The following is a 22679-nucleotide window of genomic DNA, read 5'->3' as shown; positions in this document are numbered from 1 at the left end:
GAGATGCGGATCCTGGTTGATGCCAATGAGGAGCAGGTCGCGGCGCTGGACGCCCTGGCCAAACGCGAAAAGCGCCCACGCGCCGCGGTGATCCGCGCCGCGATCGATGATTACGTCGCGCGCCACCAGCGCCAGGCCGTCAAGGATGGGTTCGGCCTTTGGGGCAAGGATGGTGAAGACGGCCTCGCATATCAGGAGCGGCTGCGCAGCGAATGGTGAAGGCTCTGTTCGACACCAATATTCTGATCGACCATCTGAACGGAGCGCCGCAGGCCGATGCCGAGATCGAGCGATACCAGGATCGCGCAATCAGCATCATCACCTGGATCGAGGTCATGGCGGGGGCCGAAGCCGACATGGCCGAGCCGACCCGGACCTATCTCGACGGTTATGCCATCGTGGGCCTTGACGACCGGATCGCCGAGCAGGCGGTGTCCATCCGCCAGTCGCGCCGCCTGAAGCTTCCGGACGCCATCATCCTGGCGTCCGCTCAGGCAACGGCCCGCCTTCTGGTCACCCGAAACACCAAGGATTTCCCGGCCGACGATCCGGGAGTCCGAGCCCCCTATGTTCTGTAGAGTGAAGCGCCTTTGACCCAGACCCTGAAGACCAAAGTCCTGATCATCGGCGCCGGCACCGGCGGCTATGTCGCGGGCATCCGCTGCGGCCAGCTGGGCCTCGACACCGTGCTGGTGGACGGCGGCGACGGCCTCGGCGGGACCTGCCTCAACGTCGGCTGCATCCCGTCCAAGGCCATCATCCATGCGGCGGGCAAGTTCGAGACGGTGGCCAAGGCCGCCGGGGACGGGACGCTGGGGATCACCGCATCGTCGCCCGCCATCGACCTGAGCCAGACCGTGGCCTGGAAGGACGGGATCGTCCGCAAGCTGAACGCCGGGGTCGCGGCCCTGCTGAAGAAGTCGAAGGTCAGGGTCATCAAGGGCTGGGCGACTTTCCAGGACGCCAAGACCTGCCGCGTCGAGACCGAGGACGGGCCGATCACGATCACCGCCGAGCACGTGATCCTGGCGACGGGGTCCGAGCCGGTCGAACTGCCCTTCCTGCCGTTCGGCGGTGACGTGATGTCCTCGACCGAGGCCCTGTCGCTGGACGCCGTGCCGGGGCGGCTGGTCGTGGTCGGGGGCGGCTATATCGGGCTGGAGCTGGGCATCGCCTTCAGGAAGCTGGGGGCCCGGGTCGCCATCGTCGAGATGGCCGACCGCATCCTGCCGCTGTACGACAAGGCCCTGACCGATCCGGTGGCGAAATGGCTGACCGACCACGGGGTGGAGCTGCACCTGGGGGCCCGGGCCGGGGGCTTCGGGGACGGGAAGCTGTCGATCACCACGAAGGACGGCGAGCCGGTCCAGCTGGACGCGGACAAGGTGCTGGTCACCGTCGGGCGTCGGCCGCGGACGCAGGGCTGGGGTCTGGAGAACATGGGCGTGGCCATGGCCGGGCCGTTCGTCAAGATCGACGACCGCTGCGCCACCTCGATGCGCAACGTCTGGGCGGTCGGCGACCTGACCGGCGAACCCATGCTGGCGCACAAGGGCTCGGCCCAGGGCGAGGTCGTGGCCGAGATCATCGCCGGGCATGACCGCCGGTTCGACCCGGTGACGATCGCCGCCGTCTGTTTCACCGAGCCGGAGATCGTCTCGGCCGGCCTGGGGCCCCTCGACGTCGCGGGTCGGGACGACGTGATCACCGCCGTCTTCCCCCTGGCCGCCATCGGCCGGGCCCTGGCCATCGAGGCGGGCGAGGACGGGGGCTTCGTGCGGGTGCTGGCGTCCAAGGCCGATCACCGGCTGCTGGGCGTCCAGGCCGTCGGCCAGCATGTCGCCGAACTCAGCAACAGCTTCGCCCAGATGCTGGAGATGGGGGCGGTGCTGGAGGATGTCGCCGGCGTCATCCACGTCCACCCGACGCTTGGCGAGGCCTTCCACGAGGCGAGCTTGCGGGCGCTCGGGCACGCAATCCATATCTGACATCCTTCCCCAGCGCTTGGCGGGGGAAAGCGGTCCGTCGCTGGCGCAGCCAGCCAGGACCGATGGGGGAAGTCTTGCTTGCATCGGCAGACGGAAGATCAGATTCCCCCATCCGTCCTGTTCTCGCTGCGCTCGAAGACGGACGGCTTTCCCCCATGAAGAATGGGGGAAGGGCGAGGCACCGCTCTTGCGCTTCATCCCCCGTCCGCGCATCTGAGCGCCCATGACCGATCTCGCCTCCACCCGCCCCAGCGGCATGCCGACGCCGCGCCACTATGCGGGGATCAACTGGATCGGGGTGCAGACCCTCTATCTGCGCGAGGTGCGCCGCTTCTGGAAGGTGGGGGCCCAGACGGTCGCCGCCCCGGTGGTGACGACCCTGCTCTACATGCTGGTGTTCGTGGTGGCGCTGCAGGGCGCGCGGCCGCCGCTGCACGGCACCCCCTTCGCCGAGTTCGTGGCCCCCGGCCTGATCATGATGGCGATCCTGAACAACGCCTTCGCCAATGCCTCCTCCAGCCTGATCCAGGCCAAGATCATGGGGACCTCGACTGATTTCCTGACGCCGCCGCTCAGCCCGCTGGAGCTGACCATCGGCTTTTCGCTGGGGGCCTCGACGCGGGGTCTGGCGGTCGGACTGGTCACCGGGATCTGCGTCCTGCCGTTCGCGCGGCTGGGGGTGCACAACCTGCTGGCCATCGTCTATTTCGCCGTCATCGCCTCGCTGCTGATGGGGATGGTCGGGGTGCTGGCCGGGCTGTGGTCCGAGAAGTTCGACCACCTGTCGGCGGTGCAGAATTTCGTCGTCATGCCCATGACCTTCCTGTCCGGGACCTTCTATCTGGTCGAGAACCTGCCCGAGCCCTTCGCCAGCATCAGCCACTGGAACCCCTTCTTCTATCTGATCGACGGCTTCCGCTACGGCTTCATCGGCCACGCCGAGGGCAGCCTTCTGATCGGCGTGGTGATGAGCGCGATCCTGACGATCGTCATGGCCGTCGCCTGCTGGCTGGTGTTCAAGTCGGGCTGGCGGCTGAAGAGCTGAGCCAGGCAGTAGGCAGTAGGCAATAGGCAGTAGGGGCGCTGCCTCTGCAGCCTCCCGCCGCGTCGAGCACGATGCTGTCCGGAAAGGACCTACTGCCTATTGCCTACTGCCTACTGCCTCACCCGGTGTTGACTCACCCCCGCCTCCGTCCGACAACCGCCGCTCCTGAAAAGTCCCGTCGCACCCGCGCCGGGGCTTCGTTTCTTTTGGAGGTACGTCCGTGTCCGGTCATTTGATGGGTGTCTACAATCGCGCGCCGCTGGAAGTGGAACGCGGGCGAGGCGCGCGTCTGTGGGCGACGGACGGGACCGAATATCTGGACTGCGTCCAGGGCATCTCCACCAACGGCCTGGGTCACGCCCACCCCGTGCTGGTCGAGGCGGTCAAGGAACAGGCCGACAAGCTGTGGCACGTGTCCAACATCTTCAAGATCCCCGGTCAGGAAGCCCTGGCCGACGCCCTGACGGAGTCCAGCTTCGCCGACGTGGTCTTCTTCACCAACTCGGGCACCGAGGCGGTCGAGTGCGCCCTGAAGACGGCGCGGAAATACCACGCCGCCAACGGCCAGCCGGAGCGGATCGACATCTACGGCTTCGACGGGGCCTTCCACGGCCGCACCTACGGCGCGATCAACGCGGCGGCCAACCCCAGCTACACCGAGGGCTTCGGGCCCAAGATGCAGGGTTTCCACCAGCTGAAGTGGGGCGACCACGAGGCGCTGAAGGCCGCGATCGCCGAGCCCAACACCGCCGCCATCATCGTCGAGCCGGTGCAGGGCGAGGGCGGCTGCCGCGCGATGCCCGACGTCTGCCTGCGCGGCCTGCGCGAGCTGTGCGACCAGCACGGCGTGCTGATCATCTTCGACGAGGTCCAGTGCGGCATGGGCCGGTCGGGCAAGCTGTGGGCGCATGAGTGGGCCGGCATGGCCCCCGACATCATGGCGGTGGCCAAGGCCCTGGGCGGCGGCTTCCCCATCGGGGCCTGTCTGGCGACGACCGAGGCGGCCAAGGGCATGACCGTCGGGGCCCACGGCTCGACGTTCGGCGGCAATCCCTTGGCCATGGCCGTCGGTCTGGCGGCGTTCAACGCCATCAACTCCGACGAGATCCTCGGCAACGTCAACGAGATCGCCGGCTATCTGAAACAGCAGCTGCACGGGCTGAAGGAGCGCTTCCCCGACGTGATCGAGGACGTGCGCGGCAAGGGCCTGCTGATCGGGCTGAAACTGGTCCCCAACAATCGCGAGTTCATGGGCTGGGCGCGCGACGAGCAGCACCTGCTGATCGCCGGGGGCGGCGACAACTGCGTGCGCCTGCTGCCGCCGCTGAACCTCACCCTGGAAGAGGCGCGCGAGGCGATCGAGAAGCTGGAGCGCACCTGCGAGGGCGCCCGGGGCAAGATGAAGGCGGCGGCGTAGGTCGGGGGTTCGGTTCATCACAAAGAGCACAAAGGGATGCACGAAGGGCACGAAGAACCCGGAGCGATCTCCGCAGAGGTGAACCGTATCGGCAAAGCCGCTACGGATGCGGCCTTTACCGTCCACAGCGCGCTCGGACCGGGGCTGCTTGAGTCAGTCTACGAGGCCTGTTTGTTCGAGGAACTGCGGGCAGTCGGGCTGGCTGTGGACCGCCAGGTGGCGATCCCTCTTCGCTATCGCGAAGCCCGCCTCGATGTCGGGTTCCGGCTCGATTTACTGGTCGATCGCTCGGTCATTGTGGAGATCAAGGCGATTGACGCCCTGGCGTCGATCCATGTGGCTCAAGTTCTGACCTATCTGAAGTTCTCAAATCTGAGGCTCGGCTACCTGCTAAACTTCAATGTCAGCCGATTGAAGGATGGCCTGCGGCGCATCGTTCTGTGATTGCGCTCCAATCGCTGACCCCGCTGTCGTTCCTTCGTGTCCTTTGTGAATCCTTCGTGCTCTTTGTGATGAACCTGTTTCAGCCTTCGACTGTGTGCCCATGACCCGCCACTTCCTCGACATCCACCGGCTCGACGCCTCCGAGCTTCGCGCCATCCTCGACGATGCCCATGCCCGCAAGGCGGCGCGCAAGGGCTGGCCGATGGGGCGGGTCGACGCCGACGCGCCGCTCAAGGATCGGGTCCTGGCCATGATCTTCGAGAAGAACTCGACCCGGACCCGGTTCAGCTTCGACGCCGCCATCCGGCAACTGGGCGGGGCCTCGATCATCGCCAATGCCGGCGACATGCAGCTGGGCCGGGGCGAGCCGGTCGAGGACACCGCCCGGGTGCTGTCGCGCATGGTCGACGCGGTGATGATCCGCGCCAATGACCACGAGGACGTCGAGCGGTTCGCTCGCGTCGCCACGGTCCCGGTCATCAACGGCCTGACCCACCGCAGCCACCCGTGCCAGATCCTGGCCGACATCATCACCATCGAGGAGGCGCGGGGTCCGATCGCGGGTCAGACGATCGCATGGGTCGGGGACGGCAACAACGTCTGCCACAGCTTCATTCATGCGGCGCCGCTGCTGGGCTTCCACCTGAACGTAGCCTGTCCGGCGGAGTATCACCCCGACCTGCGCGACCTGGCCAAGGGCGGCTCTGCCGTGACCCTGACCAGCGACCCGCGCGAGGCCGTGGCCGGGGCCGACGTGGTGGTGACCGACACCTGGGTGTCGATGGGCGACGGCGATTACGAGGATCGTCTGGCGGCGTTCGAGTCCTATGCCGTCGACCAGGCCCTGATGGACCTGGCCGATCCGGAGGCGGTCTTCCTGCACTGCCTGCCGGCGCACCGGGGCGAGGAGGTCACCGATGCGGTGATCGACGGACCTCACTCGCGGGTCTGGGACGAGGCGGAAAACCGCATCCATGCCCAGAAGGCGGTGCTGGCTTGGTGCTTCGCCGGCGACTGACGCTCAGAGCTCCGGCGGCGGGGGCGGTGCCGTCGGAGCCGGGGGGACGTCGGAGCGCCGTTCGTCGCGCTGCAGCTTCGTCTGCAGCCAGCCGCCCAGCGCGCCGTTGCGCCCGGCGGTGACCACGAGATAGCCGACGACCAAGCCGATCAGCACGCCCAGCACGCCATCAAAGATGATGGCGAACAGGACGGCGGCGCCGATGACGATGCCCCAGTCCAGCAGGCCGAACGAGCGCAGCTGCGCCTTGATGGCTTCCATCGCGCCTACCCCAGATCCACGTCGGCGACGCCGCCGACCTTCGGCATGGTCTTGGTCAGATTGGCCTTGGCGATCTCGAAGAAGAAGCCCGCGGCTCCCTTCTTGGACACCCAGACGCGGCCGTCGTCGCCGTCGAACTTGATCAGCGTCAGATGCGGGTCTTCCTTGCCGTCGGGGTACCAGGCGGCGACGATGGGGTTCCAGTGCTTGTCGATGACCGCCTGGTCGCGCTGCAGCGACAGGGCTCCGTGGAAACAGGCCCAGACCTCCTGGTCCTTGGAGCCGTAGGTGAACATGCCGCTCTGGCCGCCCTCGGCGATGTCCTTGGCCAGATCGGAATCGTCGCGGGTGAAGAACCAGATCGTCCCGGTCTCTTCCTCGCGATAGGCCGTCATCGGCTGGGCGTGATAGCCGGGCTGGTCGATGCCGAGCATGCCGGTGTTCGAGCTCTTCAGGTGTTTCCAGAACTCCTGTTCGGCGGCGTCGGCGGTCAGGTGGTCGTCGGACATGGTCGGATCCTCGCTGTCGGTAGGCCGCTTTAACCGCTCAGCTGCCTCGGCGTTCCGTGGCCGCGGTGCGTCAGACGGACCGGGTGAAGCCGGCCAGGGCTCCCAGGTGCACCAGCAGCAGGAAGGCGAGCGCCCCGGCCAGCAGCATGATGAACCGCCAGGGGACCATGCGCGGTCGAAGGAAGTCGCTGGGTCGCGCGCCTCGCCAGCCGGCGAATCCGACGAGGATCAGGGTGCCGGCCAGCAGCCAGAGGGTCAGGGTCAGGGACACGCCGCGTCCTCTGGCCGAACCCTCCGTGGGCGGCAAGCGAAACCCTTGCGCAGACGTTAATCTTTACGGGGCGTTAACCGTGTTCGGGCGAGGGAAAGGGCTCTGGCGCAGCCTGTCCACAGGAGAATGGACTCTCGCCTAGATGTTGGGGTTAACCACGCGTTTACACCCCGGATATGGGCGATTAGCGTGACCCAATGGGGCAGGAGCCGAATCAGTGAGCGCAGCGGCGGCACCGTGGAGCGTGAAGGGCATCGACCCGAAGGCGCGTGAGGTGGCCAAGGATCTGGCCCGTCGGTCCGGCATGACGCTGGGCGAGTGGCTGAACACCATGATCATGGACGACAGCGAGGACGACGACGTCGTCCAGCCCATGCCGCGTCGCCCCCATGCCGCCGACATCTTCGAGCGCCGCGGCCGGTCTCGCCGTCTGGACGACGCCTACGACGCGGAAGACCGGGCGTATCGGGGCGGGTCGGACGACACCCTGCACCGGGTCGCCGCCTCGGTCGACGCCATCGCGGCGCGGCTGGAGGCCGCCGAGCGCCGTTCGACCATCGCCATCCAGGGCGTGGACCAGGCCGTGTCCGGTCTGGTGCGCCGGATGGAGGCCCAGGACCAACAGGCCGTTCAGGCCGGCCGGCGGATCGACGACATCTCGGAAGAGCTGAAGGAGGGCCATCGGCGCCTGCGCAATTTCGAGCGCGAGGTCGGCCCCAAGTCCGCCGAGACCCTGACCAAGGTCGAACAGGCGTTGGGCACCCTGGCCGGGCGGCTCTATGACATCGAGGAGCGTCAGCGCATCGGCCTGACCGAGGTCCGGCAGCGCCTGGACGGGGTCGAGACGTCCGAGGCTCCGCAGCGGACCGACACGGCCGTCGCCGCCCTGACCAGCCGCCTGTACGACATCGAGGAGCGCCAGCGCGCCGGCGGGCAGAGCCTGCTCCAGCGCATCGAGGCGGTGGAGAAGGCGGCCGGTCCCGGGGTCGGCACCGACCTCCTGGCCAGGGTCGGCCAGCGGCTGGACGCCGCCCAGACCCAGACGACCGACGCCCTGCGCAATCTGGAACGGTCGTTCGCCGGCCTGGACCAGCGCCTGCGCGCGGCCGAGAGCCGGGTCGAGCCCGAGGGGCTGCGCGAGGCCGCCCGCTTCGAGAAGCTGGCCGAGACCCTGTCGCGCCAGGTCGAGACCAATCGCACCGAGATGATGCGCCGGCTGGATACGGCCGAGAGCGAAGGCCGGATGAGCCGGATCGAGGCGACCGTCCAGTCGCTCGGCGAACAGGCCCGCGCCGCGGAGCGTCGCTCCGCCCAGGGTATCGAGGCCATGGGCCGCGAAGTGCTGCGCATCGCCCAGAACCTGGACAGCCGCGTCGAGCGGGTCGAGACGGCCAAGGACGCGCGCCTCGACACGCTGGAACAGTCGCTGACCCAGACCCTGTCGGCCAAGATCGAACACGACATGGGCCGCTATGGCCAGGCGATCGACCAGCGGCTGACCCGCGCCGAGGATCAGAACGCGATCGCCCTGGAAAAGCTGGGCGTCGAGATCACGCGCATCTCCGACCGGCTGGCCGACCGCATCGCCCAGTCGGAACGCAAGTCGGCCCAGGCCCTGGACGACATCGGCCGCCGCATGGTCGAGGGCTCCGACCGGATCGAGCAACGTTACGACCGCGCCTCGGGCGAACTGGCCGAACGGATGCGGCTGTCGGAAGAGCGCACCGCGCGCCTGCTGGCCGAGGCCCGCGAGAGCCTGGAGCAGCGCATCGCCCAGCCGGCCGCCCGGGCCCCGTTGCCGGACCCCGTCGCGCCGCCCTCGCCGGCCGAGTTCGTCCAGCCCGACTGGCGCGCCGCCACCTTCCCGGACGACCGGTTCGATGCGGCGTCCGACGCCCCGGGCGACGGCTGGTCGACCGATCCCCTGTCGGCCGATCTGGAGCCCTTCCCCGAGGCGCCCGCCCGGGTAAAGCCGGTGGTCGCGGCCGACAGCGTCCCGCATGGTTCTGACCCCTCCGACCCCCATCCGCCTGCGGATCCTGAGGCGGACCGGCCTGCGCCCCTGACCTCCGGCCCGTTCGGCGGGTTCGGCGGCGCGGATGTGTCCGATGCGCTGGAGGCCATCGCCGAGGTCGAGCCTCAGCATCCGGTCTTCGGCAGCGCCGTGCCCGCCGCGGCCGAAGCCCCTGCGCACGTCTATGACGACGGCATCGAGACGTACTCGGCCGAGACCGAGTTCGTGGACGCCCGCCGGATGCGCGCCACCATAGCCGCCGGCGCGGCGGCCGGGCGCTCGGCCGCGACGCGCGACACCATCGAGGCGGCCCGCGCGGCGATGAACGCCCCCGCGGTGGCCGAGACGCCCGCGCGGACCGGCTTCGGCCTTGGACTGAAGCGGGGCGGCAAGTCCAAACTGCAGGAGCGGCTGGACAAGCAGGCCCAGCGCGGCGACGGCACGGTCAAGAAGGCCTTCATCGCCTCCGTGACCGGCATGGCCGTGGTCGGTGGGCTGTGGGCGGCCGGCCGCGCCACCGGTTACGATTTCGAGGATATCGGCCGCCTCAGCGGCCTGTCGGGGTCCCCCGCCCAGGCCAACCCCCTGGCCGCCGTCGCCCTGACGTCCGGTGACGCGACCACGATCGACGCCGCGCCGGTGGACGCGACCGAGGCCCAGACGCTGTACGCCCAGGCGATCGAACAGCTGGATCGCAACGACCCCGCCGGGATCGAAACCCTGACCCGGGCCGCCAATCTGGGCGAGGCCCAGGCGCAGCTCAAGCTGGCCGGCCTCTACCAGACCGGCACGACTGGGCTGACCGTCGATCTCGCTGAAAGCCGTCAGTGGGCCCGACGCGCCGCCGAGGGCGGCGACGCCGGTGGAATGCACGCCTACGGCATGTACCTGTTCGACGGTGTCGGCGGATCGCGCAACCGGGGCGAGGCCCTGAGCTGGCTCAAGAAGGCGGCGGATCGCGGTCTGGTCGACAGCCAGTACAACGTGGCCCGCCTGTACGAGAACGGCGACGAGGGCATCGCGCCCAATCCGGTCCAGGCCTACCGCTGGTACCTGATCGCCGCACGCGCCGGCGATCCCCAGGCCCAGACCGCCGTCGATCGCCTGGCCCCGACCATCCCGGCCGCCCAGCGCCAGGCCGCGCGCGCCCAGGCCGAGGCCTTCGCCCTGGAACCGCTCGCCTGAGCGCCGTACGGGGTGGCTCCTTCGGGGGCATCCGGTTAAGACACGCCCACTCGCCTTCCGGCGCTTGATGTAATCCCAGCCGAAGGCCTGCCCTTTGGAGATCTATCTGCCGATCGCCGAGGTTTCGGTGAACTGGCCGCTCCTGGTCCTGCTGGGCGCGATGGTCGGATTCGTGTCCGGTCTGTTCGGCATCGGCGGCGGTTTCCTGATGGCCCCCGTGCTGGTGTTCATGGGCATTCCCCCGGTGGTGGCGGTCGCCAGTCAGGCCGGCCATGTGGTCGCCTCATCCACCTCCGGTGTCATCCGCTATTCGGGCCAGGGGGGCGTCGACTACCGCATGGGCGGGATCATGGCCCTGGGGGGCGTGGTCGGGGCCGTCTTCGGCGTCGAGGTGTTCCGCTACCTGCGCCTGCTGGGCCAGGCGGATCTGGTCGTATCCCTGTCCTACCTGCTGCTGCTGGGCGGCATCGGCCTGCTGATGCTGTACGAAAGCCTCAGCGAGATCCTGCGCCGCCATCGCGGCGAGATCGCGCCGCACAAGGAACGCCGTCGGCCGCTGTGGCTGTACGGCCTGCCGTGGAAGGTGCGGTTTCCGAAGTCCGGTCTCTACATCAGCGCCCTTCCGCCGTTCGGCCTGGGGGTGCTGGTGGGCATCCTGTCGGCCATCATGGGGGTCGGCGGCGGCTTCATCCTGGTGCCCGCCATGCTGTATGCGCTGCGCATGAAGGCCGGGGTCGTGGTCGGGACCAGCCTGTTCCAGATCATCATCACCACCGCCGTGACGACCATCCTCCAGGCCGGGCGCAACCAGACCGTCGACGTGGTGCTGTCGACCCTGTTGCTGTCCGGCGGCGTCATCGGGGCCCAGTTCGGCGCGCGCTATGCCGGCCGGTTCCGGGCGGACATCCTGCGGGCCCTGCTGGGCCTGCTGATCCTGTTCGTCGGCATCCAGATGGGGCTCAGTCTGTTCGTGCGGCCGGACGACATCTTCCTGCTGGCCCCCGGCCTGGCGGACGGCTGATGCAGGCCCTGCCGCCCCCACCTCCGGCCGTCGAGGCTCCGCCGCCGGAACGCTCCGAGGCGACGGCGACGGAGCTGCGGGTGGCCGCGGCCCTGACGAATGCCCGGGTTCAGGTCGATTCCAGCTTTCGCGGCGCGACGCTGGTGCTGTACGGCGCGGTGTTCAACCCGACCGACGACGCCACCGACGTCGTCGTCGTGGTGCGCGGCCCCGACGCCCCCGTCCGTCTGGTCAAGAAGACGCGCAACGCCGGGGTCTGGCTGAACAGCCGGCCGGTGCTGTTCGAAGGAGCCCCCGGCTTCTACATGACGGCCTCGACCCGTCCCCTGTCCGACATCGCCGGCTTCGGCCAGCTGCGCCGCCTGGGCGTCGGCGTCGATCACCTGCGCATCGACGCCCCGGAAGAGAGCCGCACCGTCACCCGCTACGGGGTCCGCGACGTGGTCGTGTCGCGGCTGGGCGAGGACTATCTCGACTGGCGCCGCGCGGTGATCCGCCTGCGCGAGGACGCCGCCCTCTACGACACCGATCCGGAGGGCGTCACCTTCGTCGACCGGGGCCTGTTCCGGGCCGAGGTCGAGCTGCCCGCCTCCGCGCCCACGGGCCGCTACAACGCCCAGGTCTGGCTGTTCCAGGACGGGGCGCCGGCCGGGGTCTCCAACCTGACGCTGACCGTCGAGAAGGTCGGGTTCGAACGCGGGGTCTATGAGTTCGCTCACCGTCGGCCTTGGACCTATGGCATCCTCTGCGTCCTGCTGGCCGCCGGGATGGGCTATGGGGCCAGCCGCCTGTTCCGGAGAAGCTGATGTCGCCCGTTCGGACCGTGGCCTGGGGACTGACCCTGGCCGGACTCATCCCCTTCGTCGGCTGCGCCGCCCTGTTCGTCCTGTCGCCCCAGAGCGGTGACCTCTGGGTCCTGCCGCTGGCCGCCTATGGGGCGATCATCCTGTCCTTCCTCGGCGGCGCGCGCTGGGGCCGGGCCCTGGCCGAGCCCGCGCCGAAGGTCGCGCCGCTGATCCTCAGCAACCTGCCCGCCGTGGCCGCCTGGCTGACCTTCGTGCCGGGCGTGCCCCAGGCGCTGCAGCTGATCGTGCTGATGGCGGGGCTGGTGGCGATGCTGGCCTGGGACTGGCCGTCCGCCCCGGGCTGGTACCGGGCTCTGCGCGTGACCGCCACGGTCGGGGCCGTGGCGTCGCTCGGCGTTGTCCTGGCGGCGCTCTAGACCAGGCCGGTCCAGGCAAGGGCATGGACCCGGTCCTTGCCGAGAGCCGCTGCCATCGGTCGCTCGGCGAACAGTCCGGCGACGGCCGCGTCCAGCACGTTCAGTCCGCCGGTGAAGGCCCCGAAGGCGGGCAGAATCAGCCTGCGGCCATCGGTCACGAAACAGGGCCGGCGCACCATCCGCCCGTGGGCCACCACCCGGGCGCAGGGGTGCAGGTGCCCGGCCACCTCTCCGGCCCGGGCCTCCGGCATCGGTTCGTGGGTCAGGAACAGGGTCCCCAGGTCCATCTCGCCCACCACCCGGCCGGGCAGGCGCGTCACGGCCGCCGCATCGTCCTGCACCAGGGCCTCGCGGTCGTGATTGCCCTCCAGCCAGATCCAGTCGCGCCCCTCGGCCAGCCGGTCCAGCCCGTCTCGGTCGCCCGCCGCCATGCGGCCGATCGACTTCGTGTCGTGAAAACTGTCGCCCAGCAGCACGACCCGCGCCGGGGCCAGGTCGGCGATCTCCGCCTCCAGCTTGGCCAGGGTCGCCCGGCTGTCGTAGGGCGGCAGCATCTGGCCCCGGGCGGCGAAGGCCGACCCTTTCTCTAGGTGGAGATCGCCCGCCACCAGCGTGCCATGGGCGGGTAGCCACAGAGCCCCCGAACAGCGCAGCACGCACAGCTCCCCCATCACCCGCACCGACAGCGACCCGCAGGGTCGACGCGCGGGGGTCAGGGTGGCCTTCAGCGCCGCGTTCATGCCGCGCCCAGCAGTTCGGGCGGCGCGTCGTCCATGACCTCGTCGATCAATTCCTGGGCCGAGGCCTCCAGGATCATGTCGGCCGCGTCGCCGCCGACCCGCTCGCGCCCGATCATCACCAGCACCGGCACGCAGAAGGGCGAGGCGCGCTCCAGCGGCGCATGGCGGATGTGACCGGCGATCCGGCTCAGCAGCTGGCCCAGGCGCGCGACGTCCAGCAGGCCGGAGGCGGCGTCGGACCGCGCGGTGCGCAGCAGAAGGTGATCGGGCTGGTGGCGGCGGAGCACGTCGTAGATCAGGTCCGTGGAAAAGGTCACCTGGCGGCCCGTCTTCTCGGCCCCCGGCTGGCGTCGCTCGATCAAGCCGGAAACGAGGGCGCAATTGCGGAAGGTGCGCTTCATCATGAAACTCTCCTCCAGCCAGGCCTCCAGGTCGTCGCCCAGCATGTCGGGCTGGAACAGGGCGTCCCAGTCCAGCCCGTCCATCGGCCGGATCGACCAGATGGCGAAGGCATAGTCGGTGACCACGAACCCCAGCGGCCCGACCCCCAGTCGATCCAGTCGCCGGGTCAGCAGCATGCACAGCGTCGAATGCGCCAGCCGTCCCTCGAACGGATAGCCCACCATGAAATGGCGGGTGCCGCGCGGAAAGGTCTCGACCAGCAGGCTGTCGGCGTCGGGGATCATCGACCGCTCGGCCTGCAGCTCCAGCCATTCCTGGACGTCGACCGGCAGGACCCGCCAGTGGTCGCGGTCCTGCACCATGGCCCGAACCCGGGCGGCGAGCGAGGTCCCCAGAGGGAATTGCGACCCGCCCCAGGAGGGGATCTTGGGGTCCTTGTCGGTCGCGTGGGTCACGAGCGCATCCATGCCGACGATGCCCTGGAAAGCCCAGACCTGGCCCGCGAAGACGAAGGTGTCGCCCGGGGCCAGCTGTTCGAAATACCACTCCTCGGCCTCGCCGACCTTGCGCCCCCCGATCAGCTGTTTGGAGGCCCCCCCGCGCCGCGAGGCGATCTTCAGGTTCAGCGTGCCCGCCGTCACGATGGCCCCGACGTTCATTCGGTGGCGCTGGGCGACCAGCTGATTTCGCACCGTCCACGTCCCCTCCGGCGTCCGCACGATCCGCGCGAACCGGTCATAGGTGCGCAGCGCGTATCCGCCTGTGGCGACGAGATCGACCACCTCCTCGAACGCCTCATAGCTCAGGCCGCGATAGGGCGAGCACGACGTCACCTCGGCGTGCAGGACGTCCAGGTCGAACGGTTCCGAACAGGCGACGCCCATCACATGCTGGGCCAGGGTGTCCAGCGTGCCGATGTGATGCGGCTCCCAGTCGAAGGCGTTTTCGGCCACGGCCTCGCGCGCCGCCTGGCATTCCAGCAGCTCGAACCGGCTGGCCGGGACCATCAGGGCGCGCGACGGCTCGTCCAGCCGGTGGTTGGCCCGGCCGATGCGCTGCACCAGGCGGCTGGATCCTTTGGGGGCCGCCATCTGGATCACCAGGTCGACGTCGCCCCAGTCGATGCCCAGATCCAGCGTCGAGGTGCAGACCACGGCGCGCAGCTCGCCCCGCGCCATCGCCGCCTCGACCTTGCGACGCTGCTCGGCGGCCAGGGAGCCGTGGTGCAGGCCGATCGGCAGGTTGTCGTCGTTGACGGCCCACAGCTGCTGGAACACGAATTCCGACTGCCAGCGGGTGTTGACGAAGACGAGCGCCAGCTGAGCCTTCTGGATCGCGGCATAGACCTCGGGGATGGCATGCTGGCCGGTGTGCCCCGCCCACGGCACGCGGCCCTCGGACACCAGCACGTCGATGATGGGGACGGCGCCGGGGTCGCCCTTGACGATGACAATCTCCGCCCCCTGGGCGGAGACAGGCGACGCAGTCGCCAGAGGGGGGCCCGTCAGGGCGGACAGGCCCCCCTCTGCGCGCTGGCGCGCGCTGTCTCCCCCCAGGGGGGGGAGGTTGGGTGCCAGCCACTCCGCGATCAGGTGGGGATCATCGATCGTCGCCGACAGGGCCACGCGGCGCAGTCCCGGCGAAAAGCTCTGCAGTCGGGCCAGGCCGAGGTTCAGCAGGTCGCCGCGCTTGCCCGACCAGATGGCGTGGACCTCATCCAGAACGATGCATTTCAGCTCGGCGAAATAGGCCCGCGCCCCGCCCCAGGCGCAGAACAGCGCCAGTTGCTCGGGCGTGGTCAGCAGGATGTCCGGCGGGTTGTCGCGCTGGCGCTGCTTCTTGGACTGTTTGGTGTCGCCGGTGCGGCTCTCGACATGGATGTTCAGCCCGATCTCGCGGATCGGCGTCATCAGGTTGCGCTCGACGTCGGTGGTCAGGGCCTTCAGCGGCGAGACATAGATCGTATGGATCCCGCTGCCCGGTCCGAACTCGGGGCGGGGGCCGCGCTCGGCCAGATCGATCAGACTGGGCAGGAAGCCGGCGAGCGTCTTGCCGCCCCCGGTCGGGGCGACCAGCAGGGCGTGCGACCCGGCCTGCGCCGCCGCGATCATCTCCAGCTGATGCCTGCGAGGGCTCCAGCCGCGAGACGCGAACCAGTCGGCGAACAGGGGAGGGAGGGCCGTCGTCATTCGCTCCATGGCGACAGGACGCGACAACCACTCGCGTCGAACGGGCGACGATCGCGTGAGACCACCGTCAAGCCGTGCTGAAGGGCGGTCGCGGCGATCATCTCGTCGGGCACGCCAAAGTTCAGACCGTCTGCCTTCAACCGCGCGGACAGGTCGCCCCAGAGCCTGGCCGTCCTGAGGTCGATCGGCAGGATATGGCCGTCGAAGGCCTGCAGCGCGCCCCGATTGATGGCTTCAAGCCGGATCTTGCGAGCGCCCTCGGCCATCAGCGCCAATCCCCGGTCCATTTCTCCGATCGTCACGACGCTCAGGACCATGTCCGCTTCGTCGGTGCGTTCGAACCAGTCGGCGAACCCGGCATCGGGTCGGGCCCTGCCCGGCTCACTGAACGCATTCGTGTCCAGCAGCCATTTCAAAGGTCCAGCTCTTTCGCCGGGGTCTGGTCGCGGCTGAGGTCCACACCGTCGAAATCCATCGCGCGAAGCCAGGCCTTGAACGTCTTGGGAGTCGCCGGCGAGCGCAGGCTGTCGAAGTCGGCCTTGGAGAGAACGACCGCCGCTTCCTCGCCATGCACGGTGATGCTTTGTGGGCCCTCGCTTGTCGCGCGACGGACCACCTCGGACAGATTGTCCTTGGCCTTGGCCAGGCTCCAGTTCACGACGTTCGCTCCTCTGGCTAGACCGTATGGCCATACCATGAGGCAGAGAGGGCGGCAACACGATGTTCCCGTTCCGTTTCGCAGCGTGAACCGCTATCTTCCCTCTGTGTCCGACGAATCCGTCCTCTCCACCCGCAGCCTGACCGGGGCCGATCGCTGGCTGGTCCTGCCGCCGGCGCTGGCCGTGCCGCCGGGCGCGGGCGCGATCTGTGACGAGGACGGCGCGCGCAAGATCGGGCGCGGGGCGGCGGAGGGGGTGTTCCTCGGAGGACCGGTTCTGGTCGCCCACGCCTCGCTGACCGCCCGCCGGCTGGGCCTGTCGCCGCCGCCCCGGTCCCCGGACCTGCTGGACGTTCTGGAGCTGTGGGCCTTCGTGCGGCCTGCGAGCTTCTGCGCACCGTCGCCCAGCGGTCTGGCCCTGGCGCTCGGCATGGCCGAACCGAAGGGCGCCGAGGCGCAGGCGGCGGCCCTGCGCGACGCCGCCGCCGTCCTGCTGAAGGAACTGGCCGACCCCGCCTATCCGCATCGCGAGGACGCCTTCACCCTGGCCGAGACGCTCGGGCGCGCCGGCTGGGCCTGGGCCGACCGCGTCACCGGCGCGCTCCAGGCCGGTCCGCTGCGGGCGCGTCAGCATCGAGGCTCCGGCCTCGACGCCTGGTCGCGGTTGCCCGAGTGGGAGGACGAGGCCCCGCGCGGGGAGGCCGGCTCCTCGCCGGTCGATTCCGAATCCGCCCGTATCCGGCTGGAGAAGCTGCTGCAGGCCTCGGGTCTCGACGAAAAACGCCCGACCCAGTCCGACTATGCCGCCGAGGCCGCCTACGCCTTCTCACCGCGCAACGAGGAAGGCCGGCCGCGCATGCTGCTGGCCGAGGCGGGCACCGGCACCGGCAAGACGCTCGGCTATCTGGCCCCCGCCTCCCTGTGGGCCGAGCGGAACCAGGGGGCCGCCTGGGTCTCCACCTACACCCGCGCGTTGCAACGCCAGATCGACCGCGAGAGCGCCGCCCTGTGGCCCGATCCGGTCGAGCGCAAGCGCAAGACCGTGGTCCGCAAGGGCCGCGAGAACTACCTGTGCCTGCTGAACCTGCAGGACATGGTCCAGGCGGCCCAGCTGGGGAACGGCGACCTGATCGGTCTGGCCCTGACCAGCCGCTGGGCGATGCACAGCCGGGACGGCGACATGACCGGGGGCGACTTCCCCGGCTGGCTGCCCGGCCTGTTCGCCACCCCGCCGAGCCAGCAGGCCAGCGCGGGCAATCTGGTCGACCGGCGCGGCGAATGCGTCCACGCGGCCTGCCCGCACTACCGCACCTGTTTCGTCGAGAAGACCATTCGCGCCAGCCGCCGGGCCGATCTGGTCGTTGCCAACCACGCCCTGGTGATGACCCAGGCCGCCTTCGACGGGGCCCGGTCGGCGCGGGGCTTGAAACAGGACGGCGAGACCGCCGCCCTGAAGCGGATCGTCTTCGACGAGGGCCACCACCTGTTCGACGCCGCCGACAGCGCCTTCTCCGCCTGTCTGTCGGGCCAGGAGGCGGCCGAGCTGCGGCGCTGGATCCGGGGGCCCGAGGGGCGGGGCCGGCGCGGGCGCGGGCTGGAACAGCGGCTGGGCGACCTGTGCGCCGACAACGAGGCGGCGGCGAAGGCCTTGCAGGACGCCATCCGCGCCGCCGCGGCCCTGCCCGGCGAGGGCATATCGGGCCGCATCGCGCCGCCGTCCGGGGAGGTCAACCCGGTCGGCCCGATCGAACAGTTCCTGATGGCGGCCCTGGAACAGATCCGCGCCCGCACCTCGGAGGCGGCGTCTTCCGGCGCGTCGGAGTTCGGCACCGAATGCGGCGTCCGTCCCGCGACCGAGCCCCTGCTGGAGACCGCGCGCGGGGCGGCCCAGGCCCTGGCCGCGGTCGAGGCCCCCCTGCTGGCCCTGGCCCGCCATCTGGAGGATATTCTGGACGACGAGGCGGCCGAGCTGGACGGCTCGGCCCGGGCGCGGATCGAGGGGGCGCTGCGGGGCCTCGACCGGCGCGCCCGCATGACCCTGCCCGGCTGGCGTTCCATGCTGGCGGCGCTGCAGGACGCGGGCGACCAGCCCGATCCGGACTTCGTCGACTGGCTGTCGGTCGAGACCGCCTTCGGCCGGATCCACGACGTGGCGCTGCGCCGCCACTGGATCGACCCGACCGTGCCGCTGGAGGCCGCCGTCATCCTGCCCGCCCACGGGGTGCTGGTGACCAGCGCCACCCTGTCCGATCCGATCGCCGAGGCCAGCGGCGGCGACCTGTTCGGCATGGCCCGGATGCGCACCGGGGCCGCCCGCCTGATCGAACCGGCGCGGACGCTGAAGGTCGAGAGCCCGTTCGACTATGCCGCCAACAGCCGGGTCATCGTCGTCAACGACGTGGCCAAGGACGATCCGCGCCAGACGGCGGCGGCGATGCGCGAGCTGTTCCTGGCGGCCGGGGGCGGGGGACTTGGCCTGTTCACCGCCATCCGCCGGTTGAAGGCAGTCTATGAGCGGCTGGGGCCGGATCTGGCCAAGGCCCAGATCCCGCTCTACGCCCAGCACGTCGATCCGCTGGAGGTCGGGGCCCTGGTCGACATCTTCCGCGCCGAAGCGGACAGTTGCCTGCTGGGCACCGACGCGGTCCGGGACGGCGTCGACGTGCCGGGGCGGTCCCTTCGCCTGCTCGCCTTCGACCGCGTGCCCTGGCCGCGCCCCGACCTGCTGCACAAGGCGCGGCGCGAGAAGTTCGGGGCCAAGGGCTATGACGACGCCCTGGCCCGGGCCCGTATCGCCCAGGCCTTCGGCCGCCTGATCCGCCGCGCCGACGACAAGGGGATGTTCGTCATGCTGGACGCTGCGACCCCGACTCGCCTTTTCGCCGCCCTGCCCCCGGGGACCGAGGTCCAGCGGATGAGCCTGGTCGAGGCGATCGAGCTGACGCGGGGCTTCCTGGCCGATCAGGCGCGGCCGGGGCGCGCTTGATGCCGGCGCAACGCGCGGACAGAGCGTGCCTTTCCTCTGCAGGGGACTCTGATACACCTTGACGCCAGAGGTCCTGGCATCCGGCCTCACGACCGTCTGGCAAGGAACACGCATGCATTTCTTGCACGAGGTTGAGGGCTTCATGCCCCACGGCATGTGCATCCTGTGGCGTCCCGAGCTGATGTTTTTGCACATCGCCTCCGATGCGCTGATCGCGGCCGCCTATTTCGCCATCCCGTTCAGCATCGCGCGCTTCGTCAGAATGCGCGACGACCTAGACTGCGGGCACCGTGCCCTGGCCCTGTTGTTCGCGGCCTTCATCGGTCTGTGCGGCCTGACCCATGTGATGGGCATCATCACGATGTGGCATCCCATCTACATCACCACGGGGTGGCTCAAGGCCGTGACGGCCATCGCCTCGGTCGTGACCGCAATCGCCCTCTACCGGCTGATTCCCCGCCTTCTCGCCATACCCTCCGCCAAGACCCTTCAGCTGGAGATCGAGGCGCGCCAGAAGATCGCGGAGGAACTGGATGCCGCCCGGGCCGAACTGGCCCTGCGGGTCGATCACACCGAGGAGGAACTGCGGGCCGCGGTCCTGAATCAGCAGCAGTCCGACGTCCTGCTGCGCACCATCGTCGAGGCGGCCCCGGGCCTGATCTATGCCAAAGACCCCGACGGCCGCCTGCTGCTGGCCAACAGGGCCACGCTGAACCTGATCGGCAAGCCGTGGCTGGAGGTCGAGGGGCAGACGGACCGCGAGTTCTTGGCCGATCCCGAACAGGGCGAGGCGGTCATGGAGCATGACCGTCGGGTCATGGCCGGGGGCGTGGCCCAGGCGCTGGAGGAGCTGGTCGATCACCCGAAGAAGGGCGTGCGGACCTGGCTGTCGACCAAGACCCCGATGCACGATGCCGACGGCCGTCTGACCGGGCTGGTCGGCCTGTCGTTCGACATCACCGAACGCAAGCAGTTGGAGGCCCGGCTTCGTCAGGAGTCCCGCCTTTCGGCCATGGGCGAGATGGCGGCGGCCCTGGCGCATGAGCTGAACCAGCCCCTGGGATCGATCACCAACTATGTCGAGGGGTGCCGGGCCCTGGTGGCGCGCCAGACGCCGGACAGTCCGCTGCTGTCCCAGTTCGACAAGGCGATCGCCGAGGCGCTTCGCGCCGGCCAGATCATCCGGCATCTGCGCTCCTTCGTGTCGGGCGACGCCAACGTCCGTCTGCCGGAGGCGCTTTCGGGCCTGGTCGACGAGGCCTGCGCCTTCGCCCGCCTGGGCGCCGCGTCACCGGACGTCGTGCTGGATGTCCGCCATGACGCCCCCGGGCTGAAGGTGACGGTCGACCGGATCCAGATCGAGCAGGTCATTCACAATCTGGTCCGCAATGCCCTCGACGCCACGTCGAAGGCGACCCGGCCCGTCCTTCAGGTGACCAGCGATCGGTCCGACGACGGAATGGCGGTGGTTTCGGTCGCCGACAACGGGACAGGCCTGGACCCCGACGTGGCCAAGACCCTCTTCGAACCCTTCGTCAGCACCAAGGGCAAGCGCGGCATGGGCGTCGGCCTGTCGATCTGCCGAACCATCGTCGAAGCGCACGGCGGACGCATCTGGGCGGAGCCTGCCCTGGACGGCGGCACGGTGTTCCGCTTCACCCTGCCGCTGGCAGAACCCGAGGATGACGACCGATGACCCACGCGGTCGAGATTCTCGACGACGACGCGGCCTTTCGCGAGTCGCTGGCGTTTCTGCTGGAGGCCCACGGGTTCGTCGTGACGACGCACGCGGATCCCTCGACCTTCATGCAAGGCGTCGCAGACCGCGCGCCCGACTGTCTGGTCTGCGACATCCGGATGCCGGGCATGAGCGGCGTGGAGGTGGCACGCGCGCTGCGCGCCGAGGGGCTGAACACGCGCGTGATCCTGATCACCGGACACGCCGATCCGGCTTTGCTCGAGCGCGCGGCCGAGGCGGGCGCCACCCTGGTGCTGGAAAAGCCGTTTCCGCCGCAGCAACTGATCGACGCGCTGAACCGTCTGCTCGGTTAAGACACGGCGGAGGCGGGCTCAGAGTTTCGGGCCACGAACAAGCGGCCCCGCTCGGCGAACAGAACGCACATCAGGGCGGCGACGCCGCAGCCGGTGATGCCGACCGTCATGGGCACGACGGTGCCGTCGAACTGCTGGCCGATGGCGAAGCCGGTCAGCGAGCCGATGATGGTGGAGATGAAGCCCTGGGCCGAGGACGCCGTGCCGGCGATATGGCCCATCGGCTCCATCGCCATGGCCCCGAAATTTCCGGCCAGCAAGCCGAAGCAGAACATGGTGCCGCCCTGCAGGAGGGCGAAGGTCCAGATCGTCTCGTGGCCGCTCAGCGTGACGCCCAGGTGGATCGCGGCGAAGGCGATGAAGCCCAGCAGGGCCGTATGGCCGATCAGGCGCGACCCCAGCTTCTCGACCAGGCGCGCATTGACGACCGAGGCCAGGGCGATGCCGGCGGCGATACAGGCGAACACGGTGGTGAACAGGCCGGGGGCCTGGAACACGTCGAAGAAGATCTGCTGCGACGAGTTGATGAAGCCGAACAGGGCCCCGGTGATCGCCGTCATGGCCAGGGTGTAGCCGATCGAGATCCGGTTCGTGACCGCCTCCCTGAAGGCGCTGGCGATGCGGGCGGCCTGGATCGGCAGACGGGCGTCGGGGTGCAGGGTCTCGGGCAGGCGCAGGCTGGTCCAGATCATCAGGGCGGTGCCGGCGAAGGCCAGGACGCCGAAGATCGCCTCCCACGGTGCCACCAGCAGGATGGCCTGACCCAGCGACGGGGCGATGATCGGCACGCCGAGGAAGACCAGGAAGCTCAGCGACATCACCCGCGCCATGGTGCGGCCGGAATAGCGGTCGCGCACGATGGACACGGCCAGGACCCGCGTCGCGGCCGAGCCCATGCCCTGGCCGATCCGCGCCAGGATCAGGGTCTCGAAGGTGGGGGCCAGCATGGCCACCAGGCTGAAGGCGATATAGACGCCGACGCCGATCAGGATGATGGGCTTGCGGCCATAACGGTCGGCGAGCGGGCCGTAGACGATCTGCATGGCCCCGAAGCCCAGCAGATAGGCGGTGATCACCCACTGCCGGCTGTTGGCATTGGCCACGCCCAATGCGTCCCCGATCTCGGGCAGGGCCGGCAGCATGATGTCGATGGCCAGGGCATTGATCGCCATCATCAGTGCGATCATGCAGACGAATTCAGGAAAGCCCGGCCCCTTGGGGGCGGCTGGGGTGTCGGGCTGTGTCATCGGCTGCAGA

The 22679-nt window shown here is 69.5% G+C and carries 22 protein-coding genes; 14 read left to right on the top strand and 8 right to left on the bottom strand.

Features of this window, described 5'->3' with window-relative positions; translation table 11 throughout:
- Nucleotides 1-3 precede the first annotated feature (3 nt).
- The 7 genes from BZG35_RS17425 (at nucleotide 4) to argF (ending at nucleotide 5912) form a co-directional block, all read left to right on the top strand.
- Nucleotides 4-219, top strand: coding sequence for a ribbon-helix-helix protein, CopG family (locus BZG35_RS17425; protein WP_077357644.1), 216 nt, complete (start codon nucleotides 4-6; stop codon nucleotides 217-219).
- Complete coding sequence (locus tag BZG35_RS17420; protein WP_077357642.1) at nucleotides 213-578, top strand: type II toxin-antitoxin system VapC family toxin; 366 nt, start codon at nucleotides 213-215, stop codon at nucleotides 576-578. The genes BZG35_RS17425 and BZG35_RS17420 overlap by 7 nt, the downstream gene beginning before the upstream one ends.
- A 12-nt stretch (nucleotides 579-590) precedes the next feature.
- Nucleotides 591-1988, top strand: coding sequence for a dihydrolipoyl dehydrogenase (lpdA, locus tag BZG35_RS17415; protein ID WP_077357641.1), 1398 nt, complete (start codon nucleotides 591-593; stop codon nucleotides 1986-1988).
- A gap of 223 nt (nucleotides 1989-2211) precedes the next feature.
- Nucleotides 2212-3033 (top strand): ABC transporter permease, encoded by an 822-nt coding sequence (locus BZG35_RS17410; protein ID WP_077357639.1) that lies wholly within the window; start codon nucleotides 2212-2214, stop codon nucleotides 3031-3033.
- Between the two features lie 235 nt (nucleotides 3034-3268).
- The gene (locus BZG35_RS17405; protein WP_077357637.1) at nucleotides 3269-4450 is read left to right on the top strand and encodes an aspartate aminotransferase family protein; all 1182 of its coding nucleotides are present in this window, start codon (nucleotides 3269-3271) and stop codon (nucleotides 4448-4450) included.
- Between the two features lie 36 nt (nucleotides 4451-4486).
- On the top strand, nucleotides 4487-4894 hold the full coding sequence (locus tag BZG35_RS17400) for a GxxExxY protein (RefSeq protein ID WP_077357635.1): 408 nt from the start codon (nucleotides 4487-4489) through the stop codon (nucleotides 4892-4894).
- A gap of 100 nt (nucleotides 4895-4994) precedes the next feature.
- Nucleotides 4995-5912, top strand: a complete 918-nt coding sequence (argF, locus tag BZG35_RS17395) for an ornithine carbamoyltransferase (RefSeq protein ID WP_077357633.1) — start codon at nucleotides 4995-4997, stop codon at nucleotides 5910-5912.
- 3 nt (nucleotides 5913-5915) lie between these two features.
- On the opposite strand, the gene BZG35_RS17390 is transcribed toward argF, so the two are convergent.
- From BZG35_RS17390 to BZG35_RS17380, 3 genes are all read right to left on the bottom strand, one after another.
- Nucleotides 5916-6173 (bottom strand): hypothetical protein, encoded by a 258-nt coding sequence (locus BZG35_RS17390; RefSeq protein ID WP_077357631.1) that lies wholly within the window; start codon nucleotides 6171-6173, stop codon nucleotides 5916-5918.
- A gap of 5 nt (nucleotides 6174-6178) precedes the next feature.
- Complete coding sequence (locus tag BZG35_RS17385; protein ID WP_077357629.1) at nucleotides 6179-6682, bottom strand: pyridoxamine 5'-phosphate oxidase family protein; 504 nt, start codon at nucleotides 6680-6682, stop codon at nucleotides 6179-6181.
- 70 nt (nucleotides 6683-6752) lie between these two features.
- Nucleotides 6753-6953 (bottom strand): hypothetical protein, encoded by a 201-nt coding sequence (locus BZG35_RS17380; RefSeq protein WP_077357627.1) that lies wholly within the window; start codon nucleotides 6951-6953, stop codon nucleotides 6753-6755.
- Between the two features lie 217 nt (nucleotides 6954-7170).
- On the opposite strand from BZG35_RS17380, the gene BZG35_RS17375 reads away from it, so the two are divergent.
- The 4 genes from BZG35_RS17375 (at nucleotide 7171) to BZG35_RS17360 (ending at nucleotide 12395) form a co-directional block, all read left to right on the top strand.
- Entirely contained in the window at nucleotides 7171-10152 is a 2982-nt protein-coding gene (locus tag BZG35_RS17375) for an SEL1-like repeat protein (RefSeq protein WP_077357625.1), read from the top strand.
- A 94-nt stretch (nucleotides 10153-10246) separates the two neighbouring features.
- Complete coding sequence (locus BZG35_RS17370) at nucleotides 10247-11173, top strand: sulfite exporter TauE/SafE family protein (protein ID WP_077357623.1); 927 nt, start codon at nucleotides 10247-10249, stop codon at nucleotides 11171-11173.
- On the top strand, nucleotides 11173-11979 hold the full coding sequence (locus tag BZG35_RS17365; protein ID WP_077357621.1) for a TIGR02186 family protein: 807 nt from the start codon (nucleotides 11173-11175) through the stop codon (nucleotides 11977-11979). Before BZG35_RS17370 ends, BZG35_RS17365 begins: the two co-directional genes overlap by 1 nt.
- Nucleotides 11979-12395 carry a DUF3429 domain-containing protein gene (locus BZG35_RS17360; RefSeq protein WP_077357619.1) on the top strand — a complete coding sequence of 139 codons (417 nt, stop codon included), beginning with the start codon at nucleotides 11979-11981 and terminating at the stop codon, nucleotides 12393-12395. Before BZG35_RS17365 ends, BZG35_RS17360 begins: the two co-directional genes overlap by 1 nt.
- On the opposite strand, the gene pdeM is transcribed toward BZG35_RS17360, so the two are convergent.
- From pdeM to BZG35_RS17340, 4 genes are read right to left on the bottom strand one after another with little or no spacing between them, the layout of a single operon-like run.
- Nucleotides 12392-13135, bottom strand: coding sequence for a ligase-associated DNA damage response endonuclease PdeM (gene pdeM, locus BZG35_RS17355; RefSeq protein WP_077357617.1), 744 nt, complete (start codon nucleotides 13133-13135; stop codon nucleotides 12392-12394). The two genes, BZG35_RS17360 and pdeM, sit on opposite strands and share 4 nt — an antisense overlap.
- Nucleotides 13132-15726 carry a ligase-associated DNA damage response DEXH box helicase gene (locus BZG35_RS17350; RefSeq protein ID WP_150126091.1) on the bottom strand — a complete coding sequence of 865 codons (2595 nt, stop codon included), beginning with the start codon at nucleotides 15724-15726 and terminating at the stop codon, nucleotides 13132-13134. The genes pdeM and BZG35_RS17350 overlap by 4 nt, the downstream gene beginning before the upstream one ends.
- Nucleotides 15723-16142 carry a type II toxin-antitoxin system VapC family toxin gene (locus BZG35_RS17345; RefSeq protein ID WP_171982012.1) on the bottom strand — a complete coding sequence of 140 codons (420 nt, stop codon included), beginning with the start codon at nucleotides 16140-16142 and terminating at the stop codon, nucleotides 15723-15725. The genes BZG35_RS17350 and BZG35_RS17345 overlap by 4 nt, the downstream gene beginning before the upstream one ends.
- Entirely contained in the window at nucleotides 16139-16384 is a 246-nt protein-coding gene (locus BZG35_RS17340) for a type II toxin-antitoxin system Phd/YefM family antitoxin (RefSeq protein WP_077357613.1), read from the bottom strand. Before BZG35_RS17340 ends, BZG35_RS17345 begins: the two co-directional genes overlap by 4 nt.
- A 106-nt stretch (nucleotides 16385-16490) precedes the next feature.
- On the opposite strand from BZG35_RS17340, the gene BZG35_RS17335 reads away from it, so the two are divergent.
- The 3 genes from BZG35_RS17335 to BZG35_RS17325 all read left to right on the top strand — a co-directional run bounded on the left by BZG35_RS17335 (nucleotide 16491) and on the right by BZG35_RS17325 (nucleotide 21422).
- Complete coding sequence (locus BZG35_RS17335; RefSeq protein ID WP_077357611.1) at nucleotides 16491-19370, top strand: ATP-dependent DNA helicase; 2880 nt, start codon at nucleotides 16491-16493, stop codon at nucleotides 19368-19370.
- A 112-nt stretch (nucleotides 19371-19482) separates the two neighbouring features.
- Nucleotides 19483-21066, top strand: coding sequence for a sensor histidine kinase (locus BZG35_RS17330; protein WP_077357609.1), 1584 nt, complete (start codon nucleotides 19483-19485; stop codon nucleotides 21064-21066).
- Complete coding sequence (locus BZG35_RS17325; protein WP_077357607.1) at nucleotides 21063-21422, top strand: response regulator transcription factor; 360 nt, start codon at nucleotides 21063-21065, stop codon at nucleotides 21420-21422. Before BZG35_RS17330 ends, BZG35_RS17325 begins: the two co-directional genes overlap by 4 nt.
- Here BZG35_RS17325 and BZG35_RS17320 read toward each other — a convergent pair.
- Nucleotides 21419-22669, bottom strand: coding sequence for a multidrug effflux MFS transporter (locus tag BZG35_RS17320; protein ID WP_077357605.1), 1251 nt, complete (start codon nucleotides 22667-22669; stop codon nucleotides 21419-21421). The two genes, BZG35_RS17325 and BZG35_RS17320, sit on opposite strands and share 4 nt — an antisense overlap.
- Nucleotides 22670-22679: the final 10 nt, after the last annotated feature.

This window comes from Brevundimonas sp. LM2 (assembly GCF_002002865.1).
Lineage (GTDB): Bacteria > Pseudomonadota > Alphaproteobacteria > Caulobacterales > Caulobacteraceae > Brevundimonas.
Note: the sequence above shows the minus strand (reverse complement) of the source record. Positions and strands in the feature narration are given on the sequence as shown.